Below are 17,308 nucleotides of genomic sequence, written 5' to 3' on the forward strand. Positions count from 1 at the left end.
ATCGCGATCCGGTCCGACAACCGCTCGTCCGTTTCCGGCTTGACCTGTCCAGGGCGTGGCATCCCGGCACCTCCTGAACAGGCACCCTACCAGCCGAGATCCTTAAGTCACTGGTATTGAGGCTAGGCCGCTCGTTGCCGGCAACCGCGTGCTTCGGCAGATCAGCGGCACGCGGCGCAGTCCATGTCTTGGATGGCTCGGGCTCGGGCGCTGCGGCCTTCGAATGCCGGGACGCCGGTGGTGGTCCTGGGCTGTCCTGGCTACAGGAGGCGGCTCCCGCCGCGACGATGACAACGGTCATCAGCACGACGGGAACGCGGAGGGCGCGCCTCACAGGCCACCATCGACGAGGGCGCACGCGCCGGGGTCGGCGCGGTTGAACGGAACGAAGGCGATCGCGTCGAACACCACGTTGTCGTCCCCGGTGCCGCCCTTCTGGATGTTGTCCATCTCGATCCGGCCGCCCCTCCAGAAGCTGAAGGTGCCCATCTCGAACCAGGTCTCCCCGCCCGCACTGCGCGTTCCCTGGTTGATATTGCAGTAGTCGGCCTGGGCGCCGGCCGTATTGTCGCCCGGGATGAAGTCGTACCGGACGGTCGCTTCCGCGCCATGACTGGGCAAGTGGACAAAGACCTTGAAGCGCTCGCCGGACTGGTCGCCGGAAGGCAGCGACGCCGGATGGACCTGCCACCGGCCGGTGACCTGATGGAAGACCTCCCCGTAGTCGTAGCTGTGCGTGAAGTACACGTGGCGGTCGAACCCCGCGCCGAGCTGGTGAAGGTCGATATTGGCGATGTAGGGAGTGGCACGGAAACTGCCGTCATTCCGCCGTGTGGTGATGTTGTCACCTACCTGGAGGGTGAACTTGCCGTCCTGGTACGCCTCGAAGTCTCCGCAATCGTAGGTGTTCTCGTGATCTCCGAGATCATCGACGATGATGGCCCTACTGTAGACGCTCGGGTAGTCGCTGCACGAGCCGTGATCGTACTTGCTCTGGAGTTCGGGTTCCCCCGATCCGAGCGAATAACTGAGTTTCTCGGTGCTGGAGTTACTGCTGCTCTGCGCGCCTATCCATTCCACGCCCTTGCCCCAGTAACACAGGTTGTTCCAGCTGGGGCAGGGGTCCGCCGCGGCCGGATCGCACGCATTGGACGAGTCGCAGAAGGTGTCGTACGGGGGAGTCTTGAGAGCACTCAACGGCATGTCGGGCTTGGCGTACGAGGCTTCGCCGTTCCAGGTCAGCTGCGGGACTTCTGCCCAGCCGAGGATCTTTTCCGGGTAGTTCCACTCGCCGGGGCGCGAGGCGTCGTCATAGCTGTAGCGCAGGAACGCCTTCCGGTCGGCGGGATAGCTCGGGTTAATCGGGTTGTTGAAGAAACCCAGGCCGCCGTTGACACTGCTGGTGTAGACACCGGAATTGTAGCCCCACAGCGCCATGTACCAGTTCTCGATGTAGGCCGAGCTGCCACTGTTGGCGCTCATGCCCATGTCCTTGAGCTGGTTCCACTTCTCGCCCAGGATACGCAGGCCCGCGGCGATGTTCGCCGCGTAGTCCGTAGTGACGGCGCCGGCGTGCAGGGTGTCCAGCGGATCGGGGTACGACCCGTCCATTCCGGTCGTGACCTGGGCGATGCCGTAGCCGCAGTCGGACAAACTCGCGTCGGGATAGCCGTGGATGCCGTTCTCGTTCCCGAACCAGTCGGACTTAGTGACATTACCCGAGTCACCGTTCATGGAGTGCCAGGACGCCTGCGTCTACTGCTTCGCCCGCAAGACCCACAGCTATCTCGACCTCGACACCGGGCTCGGCTTCGACTCGCAGATCGTCGTCAAGGTCAACGCCCCCGAGCTGGTCCGCCGCGAGATCGCCTCGCCGCGCTGGCACGGCGCGCACATCGCGATGGGCACCAACGTCGACTGCTACCAGCGGGCGGAGGGCCGCTACCGGCTGATGCCCGGCATCCTGACCGCCCTGCGCGACCACGCGAACCCCTTCTCCATCCTGACGAAGGGCACCCTGATCCTGCGCGACCTGGAGCTGCTGCGGCAGGCCGCCGAGGTCACGGAGGTCGGCGTCTCGGTCTCGGTGGGCTTCGTCGACCCCGAGCTGTGGCGGACCGTGGAGCCCGGCACGCCCTCGCCGGAGCGCCGCCTCGACGTCGTCCGCGCGCTGAGCGAGCACGGCATCGGCTGCGGGGTGCTGATGGCGCCGGTCATCCCCCACCTCGGCGACAGCCCCGACCAGCTGCGGGCGACGGTCCGGGCGATCGCCGCCGCCGGGGCGACCTCGGTGACCCCGCTCGTCCTGCATCTGCGGCCCGGCGCCCGGGAGTGGTTCATGGAGTGGCTGGGCCACCACCACCCGCACCTGGTGCGGCGCTACGAGCGGCTGTACGCGGACGGCGCCTACGCACCCACCTGGTACCAGCGCCGCATCACCCGGCACGTCCACGAGCTGGCGGCCGAGTACGGCATCGGGCCCTCGCACCGCGGCACCGCCCGCCACCTCCCCCGGCGCGAACCGCGGCCCCCGCTGGACGGCTCGGAGCCCACCCAGCTGACCCTGCTCTGAACCGGCGCCGCCCGAGCGCGGGGGCAAACGGGTCATCTCTCACCCCGACAGGTCCTTCCGTCCCCGAATGCGGGGAACATCCGGCGGGGGCTGCGTCCCGCGCAGCCGTGATCCCCCACCACGGGAGGCCATATGACGAACCGTCCAGGAATGCTGCTCGCCGTCGGGGCGACGGTCGCCGGTCTGGTGACCGCCGCCCCGTCCCCGGCGACGGCGGACACCGGCACGCCGCGCACCGCGCCGGTCGACTGGAAGGACTGCGCGACGAAGTCGTACCCGACGCTCCAGTGCGCGACGGTGCGCTCCCCGCTCGACCACGACGACCCGGCGGGCCGCATGGTCACCCTCGCCCTGACCCGGGTTCCGCACACCTCGAAGACCTTCCAGGGCCCGCTGCTGGTCAATCCGGGCGGCCCCGGCGGCAGCGGCCTGTCGATGGCCGGTTTCGTCGCCGCCTCGCTGCCGAAGGCGGTGGCCGCCCAGTACGACGTGATCGGGTTCGACCCGCGCGGCGTCGGGAAGAGCCGGCCGGCCCTGGACTGCCTGCCCGGGTACTTCGACCCGGTGCGACCCGACCCGGTGCCGCAGTCCCTCGGGGGCGAGCGGGTCAACCGGAACCGCGCCCGTGACTTCGCGGCCGCCTGCGGCGAGAAGTACCCGGACCTGCTCCCGTACATGGACACGGTGAGCGCGGCCAAGGACCTCGACGTGATCCGGCGTGCGACCGGCGCACGGCAGCTCAACTACTTCGGGTACTCCTACGGCACGTATCTCGGCGCGGTCTACGCCAAGCTGTTCCCGGACCGCGTCCGGCGCCTGGTCCTCGACTCGAACGTCGACCCGGACGGCGTCTGGTACGACGACAACCTCGCCCAGGACTACGCGTTCGACACCCGGCACAAGGCGTTCGCCGCCTGGGTCGCGAAGTACGACGGCACCTACCACCTCGGCAGCGACCCGGCGAGGGTCGAGGCCGCCTGGTACCGGATGCGGGACGCGGTGAAGAAGCGTCCGGCGGGCGGGAAGGTCGGCGCGGGCGAGCTGGACGACACCTTCCTGCCGGGCGGCTACTACAACGGCTACTGGCCGGTGCTGGCCGAGGCGTTCGCCGCCTATGCGAACGACAAGGACGAGAAGCCGCTGACCGAGGCGTTCGAGCGGTTCGCCGCGGTGGACGCGGACGGCGACAACGGGTACGCGGTCTACACCGCGGTGCAGTGCCGGGACGCCTCCTGGCCGCGCGACTGGAACGTCTGGCGCAGCGACACCTGGCGGGTGCACGGCAAGGCGCCGTTCATGGCCTGGGGCAACACCTGGTACAACGCGCCGTGCGCCGACTGGCCGGTGGAGCCGCTGAACCCGGTGCGGGTCTCCAACCACGAGCTGCCCCCGGTGCTGCTGTTCCAGGCGACCGACGACGCGGCGACCCCGTACGAGGGCGGCGTGACCCTGCACCGCAAGCTTCGCGGTTCGCGCCTGGTGGTCGAGCAGGGCGGCGCCAACCACGGCATCACACTGAGCGGCAACGCCTGCCTGGACCGGTACCTGGCGGACTACCTGGCCAAGGGCACCGTGCCCCGCGCCGGCCGCGGTGACGTGGACGCGGTCTGCGCGAAGACCCCCGATCCGGAGCCGGAGACCGCCAAGTCGGCCCGGCCGGCGCCCCGGCCGGCCGGGGACCGGGGCAGCGCCCTGCACGGGCTGCTGGGTTTCCGGGGCTGACCGACGGGACAGCCCCGAGGGGCGTGCGCGGAGAGACCGCGTGCGCCCCTTCGCTCATGGCGCCGGCAGCCGGCTGAGCGCGTCGCGGGCCGCGTCCGCCAGGCGGGGGCGAGGCAGCGCGGCCTCCAGGACCGGGCGGGCCCGGTCGTCGCCGAGGCTGCCCAGGCCCTCGACGCAGGCCAGCGCGACCCGCCAGTGCGGTTCGTCCGGGCCCAGCAGCCGGGACAGGGTGGTGACGAGGGCGGGTACGGACTCGGGGGCGCGCAGGGCGGTGAGCAGGCGGACCGGATGCAGGGCGTAGGCGGTGCGCAGGGAGTTGGTGGCGAGCGCGGCGGCGGCGCGCGGCGTGCGGGGGTCGCCGAGGCGGGCCAGGGCGTGGGCGGCGCCGACGCAGCGCTCGGGGTCGCGGTGGTTGAGCAGGAGCACGAGGGTTTCGAAGGCGCGGGGGTCGCCGCCGCAGCCCAGCCGGAACGCGGCGACCTCGCGTGCCCACAGGGGGCGTTCGTGCTCGACGAGCACCCGGGCCAGTTCCTCGTCGTCCTCGGTGGCGAGCAGTCGGCGGTAGGCCGCCGAGTCCCCCGCCTCTTCGGCCAGCCGGTGCGTCAGCGACCGGAACTCCTCATCCATGACCGTCAGCGTACCGGCGGACACGCAGCGTGCCGGCGGGGTCGGCGGATGTGAGGGGGGCCACAACCGGGCGGGGCTGGCGCGCTCGTTACTCGCCGGTTAAGCTCAGGTGAGCGGGACTTACCCCGCCGGCTCCGGTGGCCTGGTGACGCAGCCACCCGGAGTGTCGTCGGTTCGGCAGTTTTGCGAGACGTGACTCCGGGACAGAGTCCGTCGCCCCTTCCCGGTCCCGGCGCGTGCCCCACGCCCGGCGGCCGAGCACCACGACAGGCAACTCCCGCACACCATGCGCCGGTCGGGCCCATCGGCCCTTCTCATCGGCCGCGCGCCGTGCGTCCCCTCAGTCGTCACTCATCCCTGGAGTCCCGTGATGGACACCCCTCTCTCCACCATTGCCGTCGTCGGCCTCGGCACGATGGGCACCGGCATCGCCGAGGTCCTGGCCCGCTCCGGGCGCGAGGTCATCGGCATCGACGTCGACGACGCGGCCACCCGCCGGGCCGTCGCCTCCCTGGAGACGTCGACCGCCCGCGCCGTGGAGCGCGGGCGGATCACCGAGGAGGAGCGGCGCGACGCGCTCGCCCGCTTCCGCACCTTCTGCGACCTCCAGGCCGCCGCCGACGCGGAGCTGGTCATCGAGGTCGTGCCGGAGTCGTACGAGATCAAGCAGCAGGTCTTCCGGGAGCTCGACGCGATCGTCTCCCCCACCACCATCCTCGCGACCGGCACCAACGCCCTGTCGGTGACCCGGCTGGCTGCCGAGTCGCAGCACCCGGAGCGGGTGCTCGGCCTGCACTTCTTCAACCCGGCGCCCGCGATGAAGCTGGTCGAGGTGGTCTCCTCGGTGCTGACCGCGCCGCCGGCCGTCGCGGCCGTCACCGAACTCGCCCGCCGGCTGGGCAAGGAGCCGGTCTCGATCGGCGACCGGCCGGGGTTCGTCGCCGACGGTCTGCTCTTCGGCTACCTCAACCAGGCCGCCGCGATGTACGAGGCGAACTACGCCTCCCGCGAGGACATCGACGCGGCGATGAAGCTGGGCTGCGGTCTGCCGATGGGCCCGCTGGCCCTGCTGGACCTGATCGGCATCGACACGGCCCGCACGGTCCTGGAGGCGATGTACTCCGCCTCGCACGACCGGCTGCACGCCCCGGCGCCGATCCTCGGCCAGCTCGGCGCGGCCGGGCTGACCGGCCGCAAGGCGGGCCGCGGCTTCTACACGTACGCCGGGCCGGGCAGCCAGACCGTGGTGCCGGACGCGCTGACGCCCGCCCCCCGCGGCGGGGAGTCCGCCGGGCGCACCGTGCGGTCGGTGGGCGTCGCGGGCTCGGGGACGATGGCCTCGGGCATCGCGGAGGTCTTCGCGAAGGCCGGTTACGACGTGGTGCTCGCCGCCCGCGGCCAGGAGAAGGCGGACATCGCCAAGGGCCGGATCGCCAAGTCGCTGAACCGGTCGGTCACCAAGGGGCGGCTGACCGAGGAGGCGCGGGACGAGACGCTGGCCAGGATCTCGGCGGCCGGCTCGCTGGACGCCTTCGCCGGGGTGGACCTCGCCGTGGAGGCGGTCGCCGAGGACCTGGCGGTCAAGCAGCAGCTGTTCGCCACGCTCGACAAGGTGTGCCGGCCGGGCGCGGTGCTCGCCACCACCACCTCCTCGCTGCCGGTCGTGGCCATTGCCAGGGCCACCGGGCGGCCCGAGGACGTCATCGGGATGCACTTCTTCAACCCGGCGCCCGCGATGAAGCTGGTCGAGGTCGTGCGTACGGTGCTCACCGCCGACGACGTGCACGCGACGGTCCACGAGGTGTGCCTGAAGGTGCGCAAGCACCCGGTGGACTGCGGGGACCGGGCCGGTTTCATCGTGAACGCGCTGCTGTTCCCGTACCTCAACAACGCGATCAAGATGGTCGAGGAGCACTACGCGTCCCTCGACGACATCGACGCCGCGATGAAGCTGGGCGGCGGCTACCCGATGGGCCCGTTCGAACTGCTGGACGTGGTCGGCCTCGATGTCTCGCTGGCGATCGAGAAGGTGCTGCACAGCGAGTTCCGCGACCCGGGCCTGGCGCCGGCGCCGCTCCTGGAGCATCTGGTGGCCGCGGGCTGCCTCGGCCGCAAGACGGGGCGCGGCTTCCGCGAATATGCCCGGCGCTGATCAGGGGGCCGGCTGGGGCGGGTTGCTCGGCCCTCCGGGCGGCCCGCCCCCGCAGGCGCGCTCTCCTGCACCGATGCAGTACGTTCACAGCATGTCCCAGCCCGCCAGGTCCTCCCGTGTGTCCGCCGCGCCCGACGTGCCGGAAAGTGCCGCAGGCACCCGAGCCGCCGCCCAGCGGCTCAAAATGCGCCGTGAGCTGGCCGCCGCGGCGATGGAACTCTTCGCGACGAAGGGGTACGAAGCCACCACGGTCGACGAGATCGCGGGTGCGGCGGGCGTGGCCCGGCGGACCTTCTTCCGGCACTTCCGCTCCAAGGAAGAGGCGATCTTCCCGGACCACGACGACACCCTCGTGCGGGCCGAGGCGGTCCTCAACGCCGCCCCCGCGCACGAGCATCCGCTCGACACGGTGTGCCGGGGCATCAAGGAAGTCATGCGGATGTACGCGGCCAAGCCCGCCGTCTCCGTGGCCCGTTACAAGCTGACCCGCGAGGTGCCGACCCTGCGGCAGGCGGAGATCGCCTCGGTGGCCCGCTACGAGCGGCTGTTCACCCGTTATCTGCTGGGCCACTTCGACGAGCGCGACCACCACCCCGGCAACGACGACCCGCTGCTGGCCGAGGTCGCCGCGTCCGCCGTCGTCACCGCGCACAACCACGTGCTGCGCCGCTGGCTGCGGGCGGACGGGCAGGGCGATGTGGAGGCGCAGCTCGACCAGGCCTTCGCCATCGTCCGCGACACGTTCGGGACGGGGATCGGCGCGGGCCGGACAGCCGGGGCCGAGCCCGCGAAGCCGCCGGCCGCCTCGGTGCAGACCCAGGGCGAGGTGCTGGTCGCGGTGGCCCGTACGGACGCGCCCCTGGACGAAGTGATGCGGACGATCCAGCAGGCCCTGAAGGAGCGCTGAGCCGGGCCGGGAAACCCGGTTGCCGGGGCGGGGCCCCGGTGCTGGGGTGTGCGGATGAACGATCATGTGACATCCGACCGCGCCCGGCTCCTCGCCGTCTTCGACCGCGAGATGCGCGAGCACGCCCGGCCCGACGGCCCCGGCGTCCGCGTCGAACGCGCCGGTGACGTCGTACGGCAGGTGGGGGCCGCCCACGACTGGAACGGGGTGGTGTGGTCCTCGCCGGATCTGGACGCCTCCCGGGCGGACGCGGCGATCGCCTCCCAGGTGGCGCACTGCGAGCGGCTGGGCCGCGAGGAGTTCGAGTGGAAACTCTACGGGCACGACCGGCCCGACGACCTCGGGGCGCGGCTGCTGGCGGCCGGCTTCGAGGCGCGGGAGCCGGAGACCCTGCTCGTGGCGCCGGTGGCGGACCTGGCCGCGGCCGTACGGCTCCCGGAGGGGATCAGGCTGCGGGCCGTGCGCGACGAGGCCGATGTGGAGCTGATGGCGCGCGCCCATGAGCGGGCCTTCGGCTCCGACTGGTCGCGGCTGCGCCACCAGGTGCTGGCCCGGCTGAGGGAGGACCCGGCGCATTTCGTGGGGGTGCTGGCCATGGCGGGCGACGAGCCGGTGAGCTCGGCCCGGATGGAGCTGTACCCAGGCACGGGCTTCGCGGGGCTGTGGGGCGGGGGCACGGTGGCGGCGTGGCGCGGGCGGGGCGTCTACCGGGCGCTGGTGGCCTTCCGGGCGGGCGTGGCGGCGGAGCGCGGCTATCGGTATCTCCAGGTCGACGCGACCGAGGACAGCCGCCCCATTCTCCAGCGGCTCGGATTCACGGCGCTGACCACCACGACCCCGTACGTGTATCGCCCCGTCCGCCCCTGACCGAACAGACAGGGGCATACCGCCTCATACCACTCCCCCTGTTGCTCATGCGTGGCGGTCGACTGACAATTGAGGGAAATTACTGGCACCGAGTGCCTTGTCAGCTGTCACGCAGTGCCATACGTTGAAGGCGTCCGGGCGGCCGGCGTGCTGGGATCTCACGTACGCCGGCTGTCCCCGCAAGCCACGTGCCTGCGCGCCCGGGCGCCTGCGTCACCAGGCAACCCTTCTGCTCCACAGAGCAAGCAAGCACCACCCAGCCGAACCGACGGCACACCTCCAGACCCGTCCCCCCTGTTCTCAGGGACCCCTCAGCGTTCCCTCAACGCTTCCCCAAGCTCTCGACTTCGCTCGAGCAGGGGAGACCCCATCCGCCGGAGGCACCCGTGAAGGAAATCCTGGACGCGATCCAGTCACAGACCGAAGCGAAGAGCGGCTCCGCCGCGGTCACCGCCGCGGACTTCGCGGCGCTGCCCATCCCCGAGTCGTACCGCGCGGTCACCGTGCACAAGGACGAGGCGGAGATGTTCGCCGGGGTCGACAGCCGCGAGAAGGACCCGCGCAAGTCCCTCCACGTGGAGGACGTGCCGGTGCCCGAGCTCGGTCCGGGCGAGGCCCTGGTCGCGGTCATGGCCAGCTCGGTGAACTACAACTCCGTCTGGACCTCGATCTTCGAGCCGGTCTCGACCTTCGGCTTCCTGGAGCGGTACGGCAGGGTCAGCGAGCTCACCAAGCGCCACGATCTGCCCTACCACGTCATCGGCTCCGACCTGGCGGGCGTCGTCCTGCGCACCGGCCCCGGCGTCAACGCCTGGAAGCCCGGTGACGAGGTCGTCGCGCACTGCCTCTCGGTCGAACTGGAGTCCTCGGACGGCCACAACGACACGATGCTCGACCCGGAGCAGCGCATCTGGGGCTTCGAGACCAACTTCGGCGGCCTGGCAGAGCTCGCACTCGTCAAGTCCAACCAGCTGATGCCGAAGCCGGACCACCTCAGCTGGGAGGAGGCGGCGGCTCCCGGGCTCGTCAACTCCACCGCGTACCGCCAGCTCGTCTCGCGCAACGGCGCCGGCATGAAGCAGGGCGACAACGTGCTGATCTGGGGCGCGAGCGGCGGCCTCGGCTCCTACGCCACGCAGTTCGCGCTGGCCGGCGGCGCCAACCCGATCTGCGTCGTCTCCAGCGACCAGAAGGCGGAGATCTGCCGGAGGATGGGCGCCGAGGCGATCATCGACCGCAACGCCGAGGGCTACAGGTTCTGGAAGGACGAGCAGAACCAGGACCCGCGCGAGTGGAAGCGGTTCGGCAAGCGCATCCGCGAGCTGACCGGCGGCGAGGACGTGGACATCGTCTTCGAGCACCCGGGCCGCGAGACGTTCGGCGCGAGTGTCTACGTGACCCGCAAGGGCGGCACGATCGTCACCTGCGCCTCGACCTCGGGCTACACCCACGAGTACGACAACCGCTACCTGTGGATGTCGCTCAAGCGCATCATCGGCTCGCACTTCGCCAACTACCGCGAGGCGTGGGAGGCCAACCGCCTGATCGCCAAGGGGAAGATCCACCCGACGCTCTCCAAGGTCTACTCCCTGGACGACACCGGCCAGGCCGCGTACGACGTGCACCGCAACCTCCACCAGGGCAAGGTCGGCGTCCTGGCACTGGCGCCGCGCGAGGGCATGGGCGTGCGCGACGAGGAGACGCGCGAGAAGCACCTCGACGCCATCAACCTGTTCCGTGACGCGCCGGCGGAGCGGACCATCGAGCCCAGCCGGAACGTGTGACATGGGTGGCCGTCAGAAGGACCGCCCCTGGCTCATGCGGACGTACGCCGGGCACTCCACGGCCGAGGCGTCCAACGAGCTCTACCGGCGCAACCTCGCCAAGGGCCAGACGGGTCTGTCGGTCGCCTTCGACCTGCCGACCCAGACGGGGTACGACCCCGACCACATCCTGGCTCGCGGCGAGGTCGGCCGGGTCGGCGTGCCCGTGTCCCACCTCGGCGACATGCGCCGGCTGTTCCAGGACATCCCCCTGGAGCAGATGAACACCTCGATGACGATCAACGCCACCGCCATGTGGCTGCTGGCGCTCTACCAGGTCGTCGCAGAGGAGCAAGGACTTGATGGGGAGGCCCTCGGCAGACTCCAGGGCACCACGCAGAACGACATCGTCAAGGAGTACCTCTCGCGCGGGACGCACGTCTTCCCGCCCGGACCCTCCCTGCGGCTGACCACCGACATGATCACGTACACGGTCAACCACATCCCCAAGTGGAACCCGATCAACATCTGCAGCTACCACCTCCAGGAGGCGGGGGCCACCCCGGTCCAGGAGATCGCGTACGCGATGTCGACGGCCATCGCCGTCCTCGACGCGGTGCGCGACTCAGGGCAGGTGCCCGAGGAGAAGTTCGGGGCCGTGGTCGCGCGGATCTCGTTCTTCGTGAACGCGGGCGTCCGCTTCATCGAGGAGATGTGCAAGATGCGCGCCTTCGGCCGCATCTGGGACCGGGTCACCCGCGAGCGCTACGGCATCACGGAGGCCAAGCAGCGCCGGTTCCGCTACGGCGTCCAGGTCAACTCGCTCGGCCTGACGGAGGCGCAGCCGGAGAACAACGTCCAGCGCATCGTGCTGGAGATGCTGGCCGTGACCCTCTCCAAGGACGCCCGCGCCCGTGCCGTGCAACTGCCCGCCTGGAACGAGGCGCTGGGGCTCCCCCGGCCCTGGGACCAGCAGTGGTCGCTGCGCATCCAGCAGGTCCTGGCCCACGAGAGCGACCTGCTGGAGTACGAGGACATCTTCGCCGGCTCGCACGTCGTCGAGGCCAAGGTCGACGAGTTGGTCACCGACTCGCTCGCCGAGATGGACCGGATCGAGCGGATGGGCGGCGCCATGGCGGCCGTCGAGTCCGGCTACCTCAAGTCGGAGCTGGTCTCCTCGCACGCCGAGCGGCGGGCCCGGATCGAGGGCGGCGACGAGAAGATCGTCGGCGTCAACGTGTACGAGACGACCGAGCCCAACCCGCTCACCGCCGACCTCGACGGGGCGATCATGACGGTCGACCCGGCGAACGAGGCCAGGGTCGTCGCAGCCCTCCACGAGTGGCGCGACAACCGCGACGAGCCCCGCGCCACCGAGGCGCTGGCCGCGCTGAAGAAGGCCGCGGCAGGCACCGAGAACCTGATGGAGGCGACCGTCGAGTGCGCCCGCGCCGGGGTCACCACCGGCGAGTGGTCCTGGGCGCTGCGGGACGTCTTCGGCGAGTTCCGGGCACCGACCGGGGTGTCGTCCGCCCCGGTCGCGGTGACGGCCGAGGAGGGCTCGCCGCTGGCCCTCGTACGCGAGAAGGCCGCGCGGACCGCGGACGACCTGGGTGTCGGCCGGCTGCGTCTGCTGGTCGGCAAGCCCGGCCTGGACGGGCACTCCAACGGCGCCGAGCAGATCGCGGTGCGCGCCCGTGACGCGGGCTTCGAGGTCGTCTACCAGGGCATCCGCCTCACGCCCGAACAGATCGTCTCGGCCGCCGTCGCCGAGGACGTGCACTGCGTCGGCCTGTCCATCCTGTCCGGCTCGCACGCCGAGCTGGTGCCGGACGTGCTGACCCGGCTGCGCCGCACCGGCGCCGGCGACATCCCGGTGATCGCCGGCGGCATCATCCCCCCGGCCGATGCCGAGGCGCTGATCAGGGCGGGTGTCGCCGCCGTGTTCACCCCGAAGGACTTCGGTATCACGGAGATCATCGGCCGTATCGTCGACGAGATCCGGAAAGCGAACAAGCTCGACCCTCTGGAGGTCCCCGCATGACTGCCGCCAACCGCCCGCCCGTCTCCCACCACGACCCTCAAGAGACGTCCCTGCGGGACGGCACCTCCCGCCTGCGCCCGCGCCGCTCGTGTCTGGCCGTGCCCGGCTCGAACCCGCGGTTCCTGGAGAAGGCCCAGGGCCTCCCGGCCGACCAGGTGTTCCTGGACCTGGAGGACGCCTGCGCCCCGCTCGCCAAGGAGGGCGCCCGCCACACCATCGTCGACGCGCTGAACAACGGCGACTGGACGGGCAAGACCCGGGTCGTGCGGGTCAACGACTGGACGACGCACTGGACGTACCGCGACGTCATCACGGTCGTCGAGGGCGCGGGGCAGAACCTCGACTGCATCATGCTGCCGAAGGTGCAGGACGCCCAGCAGGTCGTCGCGCTGGACCTGCTGCTCACCCAGATCGAGAAGACGATGGGCTTCGAGGTCGGGAGGATCGGCATCGAGGCGCAGATCGAGAACGCCAAGGGCCTCGTCAACATCGACGAGATCGGCGCCGCGTCGCCCCGTCTGGAGACGCTGATCTTCGGCCCGGCCGACTTCATGGCGTCGATCAACATGAAGACGCTGGTCGTCGGCCAGCAGCCGCCCGGCTACCCGGCGGACGCCTACCACTACATCCTGATGCGCATCCTGATGGCGGCCCGTACGCACGACCTCCAGGCGATCGACGGCCCCTTCCTGCAGATCCGCGACGTGGACGCCTACCGAGAGGTCGCCGGCCGCGCCGCGGCGCTCGGCTTCGACGGCAAGTGGGTGCTGCACCCGGGTCAGGTCGACGCGGCGAACGAGGTGTTCTCGCCCTCGCAGGAGGACTACGACCACGCCGAGCTGATCCTGGACGCCTACGACTGGTGCACCTCCGAGGAGGGCGGCAAGAAGGGCTCGGCGATGCTCGGCGACGAGATGATCGACGAGGCCAGCCGCAAGATGGCCCTGGTCGTCGCGGGCAAGGGCCGGGCGGCCGGCATGCAGCGCACCTCCAAGTTCGAAGCGCCGGAGGCCTGATATGCAGTTCGGACGCACTTACGAGGAATTCGAGGTCGGTGCGGTCTACAAGCACTGGCCCGGAAAGACCGTCACCGAATACGACGACCACCTCTTCTGCCTGCTGACCATGAATCATCACCCGCTGCACATGGACAGCAACTACGCGGAGAAGACCACCGATTTCGGCAGGAACGTCGTCGTCGGCAACTACATCTACTCGCTGCTGCTCGGCATGTCGGTGCCGGACGTCTCCGGAAAGGCCATCGCCAACCTGGAGGTCGAGTCGCTGAAGCACGTCGCGCCGACCTTCCACGGCGACACCGTCTACGGCGAGACGACCGTCCTGGACAAGACCCCGTCGAGGTCCAAGAGCGACCGCGGAATCGTTTATGTGGAGACCAAGGGCTACAAGCAGGACGGCACGCTGGTCTGCGTGTTCCGCCGCAAGGTCATGGTCCCCACCGGGACGTACATCAAGGAGCGGGGCGGGGAGCAGCCCGGCCGCCCGGAGCTGAACCAGCCTTCGCAGAAGAACGTGGAGAAGTAGCCATGACGCGACTCGCCCAGACGGCCGGCCTCAGCGACGTCCAGCAGGAGATCCTCTCCACGGTCCGGGATTTCGTCGACAAGGAGATCATTCCGGTCGCGACCCAGCTGGAGCACCGCGACGAGTACCCGGCCGAGATCGTGGAAGGGCTCAAGGAACTCGGCCTGTTCGGGCTGATGATTCCCGAGGAGTACGGCGGTCTGGGCGAGTCGCTGCTCACCTACGCACTGTGCGTGGAGGAGATCGCCCGGGGCTGGATGAGCGTGTCGGGCATCATCAACACCCACTTCATCGTGGCCTACATGCTCAAGCAGCACGGCACCCAGGAGCAGAAGGACACCTTCCTGCCCCGGATGGCGCTGGGCGAGGTGCGGGGCGCGTTCTCGATGTCCGAGCCGGCGCTGGGTTCGGACGTCTCGGCGATCAGCTCCAAGGGCGTCAGGGACGGCGAGGAGTACGTCCTGAACGGCCAGAAGATGTGGCTGACGAACGGCGGCACGTCCTCACTGGTCGCCGTCCTGTGCCGGAGTGACGAAGGACACCCCGAGGGCACGGCCCCGCACAAGTCGATGACCACGTTCCTGGTGGAGAAGGAGCCCGGCTTCGGCGAGGTCCGGCCCGGGCTCACCATCCCCGGCAAGATCGACAAGATGGGTTACAAGGGGGTCGACACCACCGAGCTCATCATGGACGGACTGCGCATTCCGGCCAATCGTGTACTCGGCGGCACCACCGGCCGAGGGTTTTACCAAATGATGGACGGGGTGGAGGTCGGCCGCGTGAATGTGGCGGCCCGTGGCTGCGGCGTCGCACAGCGTGCGTTTGAACTGGGCGTTTCCTACGCACAGCAGCGCGAGACCTTCGGAAAGCCCATCGCGCAGCACCAGGCCATCCAGTTCAAGCTGGCCGAAATGGCCACCAAGGTCGAGGCCGCCCATGCGATGATGGTAAACGCAGCGCGCAAAAAGGACTCCGGGGAGCGAAACGACCTGGAGGCAGGGATGGCGAAGTACCTCGCCTCCGAGTACTGCAAGGAAGTCGTCGAGGACGCCTTCCGTATCCACGGCGGCTACGGCTTCTCCAAGGAGTACGAGATCGAGCGCCTCTACCGGGAGGCCCCGATGCTGCTTATCGGCGAAGGTACCGCCGAGATCCAGAAAATGATCATCGGGCGCCGACTCCTCGAGGAGTACCGTTTCCAGGGTTGATTGTCCCTTTCGCGGCGATTTAACCGCGAAGAAGATCACACCCTGTCATCCTCAACCGGTGCCTTCCAGACGTCCGACTCGGCTGCTGGCTTGCCCAGTTGCGGCCAGCAACCGATAACATCGCCGGAACAGCCGCCGTCCCCCGTTGCCAGCGCGGCCTCATCCGCTACGAAGGTCATCCATGCCCGACAGCCATACCTCTGCCTCACGCGGCGGGGTCCGCATCGCACGCGGAGCTTCGCCGTGGCTCCTGCCGACCGTCGCCACCGCCGCCCTCAGCCTGACCCGCGCCCGCCGGTCCGGACGCTGGGCGGCGGTCGCCGTGCCCACCACCGCGCTCGCGGCGGGCATGCTCTGGTTCTTCCGCGACCCGGAGCGCGAGATCACCCGGGGTCGCGTCATCTCACCGGCCGACGGCGTGGTGCAGAGCATCATGCCGTGGAAGGACGGACGCACCCGCGTCGCGATCTTCATGAGCCCGCTGAACGTCCACGTCAACCGCGCGCCGCTGGCCGGCACGGTGACGTCGGTCGAGCACGTGCCCGGTGGCTTCGTCCCCGCGTTCAACAAGGAGAGCGAGAACAACGAGCGCGTTGTCTGGCACTTCGACACCGAACTGGGTGACATCGAGATGGTGCAGATCGCGGGTGCTGTCGCCCGTCGCATCGTCCCCTACATCCCGCAGGGCACGAAGGTGGAGCGGGGCGAGCGCATCGGGCTGATCCGTTTCGGCTCGCGCGTCGACATCTACCTTCCGGAAGGTGTGGACGTCGCGGTCGAGGTCGGCCAGGCCACCACCGCGGGGGTGACTCGCATTGACCGTGATTGATCCCGATACACAGGCCGGCTGGGTGCCGGAGGCCGAGGACGGGGACGACGCCGAGGACATGCCGCTCTCGATGCGGCTGTCGATAGCGGACACCCTCACCCTCGGTAACGCCACGTGCGGGTTCATGGCCGTGTACTTCACCACCACGGGCATCCTCATCCCGCACCTCACGGGCAGCGACGAGAGCGGCATGGCGCGCCACTCCGCTGCCACCGCCGTGATCCTCATGCTCATGGCAGCGGTCTTCGACCTGTTCGACGGGCTCGTGGCCCGCAAGCTGCGTTCCTCGCCGATGGGCGCCGAGCTGGACAACCTCTCGGACCTCATCAGCTTCGGGCTCGCCCCGGCGTACTTCGTCCTCGTGTACGGCATGGTCGCGGACGACGCACACCAGCGGGTCTCGGCGCTCGCGGCGATCGTGGTGCTGCTGGCGGTGGTGCTCAGGCTTGCGCGGTTCTCCTGCGTGACCATGAAGGACGGCATGTTCCAGGGCATGCCGAGCCCCTTCGGAGCGCTCACGGTCATCTCGATCGTGCTCCTGGAGCTGCCCTTCGTTCCCACGCTGCTCGCGATCATCGGGGTGGCGTGGCTGATGGTCAGCCGGGTCGAGTACCCGAAGCCGCGGGGCGTCCTCGCGGTGGCGATGCTCGGCTGGATCGTGGCCGCGATGGGGCTCCTGGCGGCGTGGGCGTTCGACGCCCCCGGCGGCCAGCTGCTCCTGCAGACCGGCTGCGCGCTCCAGGTGGTCCTGGGTGCGGTCATCCCGCTCTTCGCGACCGCCCGCCGCGTGAACACCTTCCGCGACAACCGGCGCGAGGCACGGGCGGCGCAGCTGCCGTAACCCCGCCGTACGACGGACACGAGGGCCCGGATGCCGACAGGCATCCGGGCCCTCGTGCGTTGCGGGCCGCAGTGCCTTCCGAGCCCTCATGCGTTCCGGCGATGCCGGCGCCCCGAGCCGTAAGCGCTTGCGCCTCTCGGGAAGGACAGGCCGGTGATTCCCCCTCAACCCCCGCACAGCACACATTTTTCACAGGTTTACGTCACTAATTTTAGTTGTCAGAGCGAATTC

General features: G+C 69.9%; 14 protein-coding genes. 12 read left to right on the top strand and 2 right to left on the bottom strand.

Annotation, left to right across the window (positions count from 1 at the left end):
- Positions 1-330: 330 nt before the first annotated feature.
- Positions 331-1,734 carry a hypothetical protein gene (locus E6P78_RS25825; protein ID WP_136206048.1) on the bottom strand — a complete coding sequence of 468 codons (1,404 nt, stop codon included), beginning with the start codon at positions 1,732-1,734 and terminating at the stop codon, positions 331-333.
- On the opposite strand from E6P78_RS25825, the gene E6P78_RS25830 reads away from it, so the two are divergent.
- Positions 1,733-2,572, top strand: coding sequence for a radical SAM protein (locus E6P78_RS25830; protein ID WP_240799378.1), 840 nt, complete (start codon positions 1,733-1,735; stop codon positions 2,570-2,572). The two genes, E6P78_RS25825 and E6P78_RS25830, sit on opposite strands and share 2 nt — an antisense overlap.
- 132 nt (positions 2,573-2,704) lie before the next feature.
- Complete coding sequence (locus E6P78_RS25835) at positions 2,705-4,294, top strand: alpha/beta hydrolase (protein WP_136206049.1); 1,590 nt, start codon at positions 2,705-2,707, stop codon at positions 4,292-4,294.
- A gap of 54 nt (positions 4,295-4,348) precedes the next feature.
- Here the strand turns inward: E6P78_RS25835 and E6P78_RS25840 are convergent, their stop codons facing one another.
- Positions 4,349-4,921: an adenylosuccinate lyase gene (locus E6P78_RS25840; RefSeq protein WP_136206050.1), complete on the bottom strand. Its 573-nt coding sequence runs from the start codon at positions 4,919-4,921 to the stop codon at positions 4,349-4,351.
- Between the two features lie 370 nt (positions 4,922-5,291).
- Between E6P78_RS25840 and E6P78_RS25845 the strand changes: the two genes are divergently transcribed.
- The 10 genes from E6P78_RS25845 to pssA all read left to right on the top strand — a co-directional run bounded on the left by E6P78_RS25845 (position 5,292) and on the right by pssA (position 17,077).
- Positions 5,292-7,073 (top strand): 3-hydroxyacyl-CoA dehydrogenase, encoded by a 1,782-nt coding sequence (locus E6P78_RS25845; RefSeq protein WP_136206051.1) that lies wholly within the window; start codon positions 5,292-5,294, stop codon positions 7,071-7,073.
- A gap of 91 nt (positions 7,074-7,164) precedes the next feature.
- Entirely contained in the window at positions 7,165-7,980 is an 816-nt protein-coding gene (locus E6P78_RS25850) for a TetR family transcriptional regulator (RefSeq protein WP_136206052.1), read from the top strand.
- 54 nt (positions 7,981-8,034) lie between these two features.
- Positions 8,035-8,847 (top strand): GNAT family N-acetyltransferase, encoded by an 813-nt coding sequence (locus E6P78_RS25855; protein ID WP_168712702.1) that lies wholly within the window; start codon positions 8,035-8,037, stop codon positions 8,845-8,847.
- A gap of 407 nt (positions 8,848-9,254) precedes the next feature.
- A complete protein-coding gene (gene ccrA / locus E6P78_RS25860) occupies positions 9,255-10,631 on the top strand; it encodes a crotonyl-CoA carboxylase/reductase (protein ID WP_136206106.1) in 1,377 nt (458 codons plus the stop codon).
- 1 nt (position 10,632) lies between these two features.
- Complete coding sequence (locus tag E6P78_RS25865) at positions 10,633-12,654, top strand: protein meaA (RefSeq protein ID WP_136206053.1); 2,022 nt, start codon at positions 10,633-10,635, stop codon at positions 12,652-12,654.
- Positions 12,651-13,670, top strand: coding sequence for a CoA ester lyase (locus E6P78_RS25870; protein WP_136206054.1), 1,020 nt, complete (start codon positions 12,651-12,653; stop codon positions 13,668-13,670). The genes E6P78_RS25865 and E6P78_RS25870 overlap by 4 nt, the downstream gene beginning before the upstream one ends.
- A 1-nt stretch (position 13,671) precedes the next feature.
- Complete coding sequence (locus tag E6P78_RS25875; protein WP_136206055.1) at positions 13,672-14,199, top strand: MaoC family dehydratase; 528 nt, start codon at positions 13,672-13,674, stop codon at positions 14,197-14,199.
- Positions 14,200-14,201: 2 nt separating this feature from the next.
- On the top strand, positions 14,202-15,407 hold the full coding sequence (locus E6P78_RS25880) for an acyl-CoA dehydrogenase family protein (RefSeq protein WP_136206056.1): 1,206 nt from the start codon (positions 14,202-14,204) through the stop codon (positions 15,405-15,407).
- 181 nt (positions 15,408-15,588) lie between these two features.
- A complete protein-coding gene (locus E6P78_RS25885) occupies positions 15,589-16,236 on the top strand; it encodes a phosphatidylserine decarboxylase (protein WP_136206057.1) in 648 nt (215 codons plus the stop codon).
- A 22-nt stretch (positions 16,237-16,258) separates the two neighbouring features.
- Entirely contained in the window at positions 16,259-17,077 is an 819-nt protein-coding gene (pssA, locus tag E6P78_RS25890) for a CDP-diacylglycerol--serine O-phosphatidyltransferase (RefSeq protein ID WP_206307914.1), read from the top strand.
- The last annotated feature ends 231 nt before the right edge of the window (positions 17,078-17,308 follow it).

The sequence above is a fragment of the Streptomyces sp. A0958 genome, from assembly GCF_004795035.1.
Classification (GTDB): Bacteria; Actinomycetota; Actinomycetes; order Streptomycetales; family Streptomycetaceae; genus Streptomyces.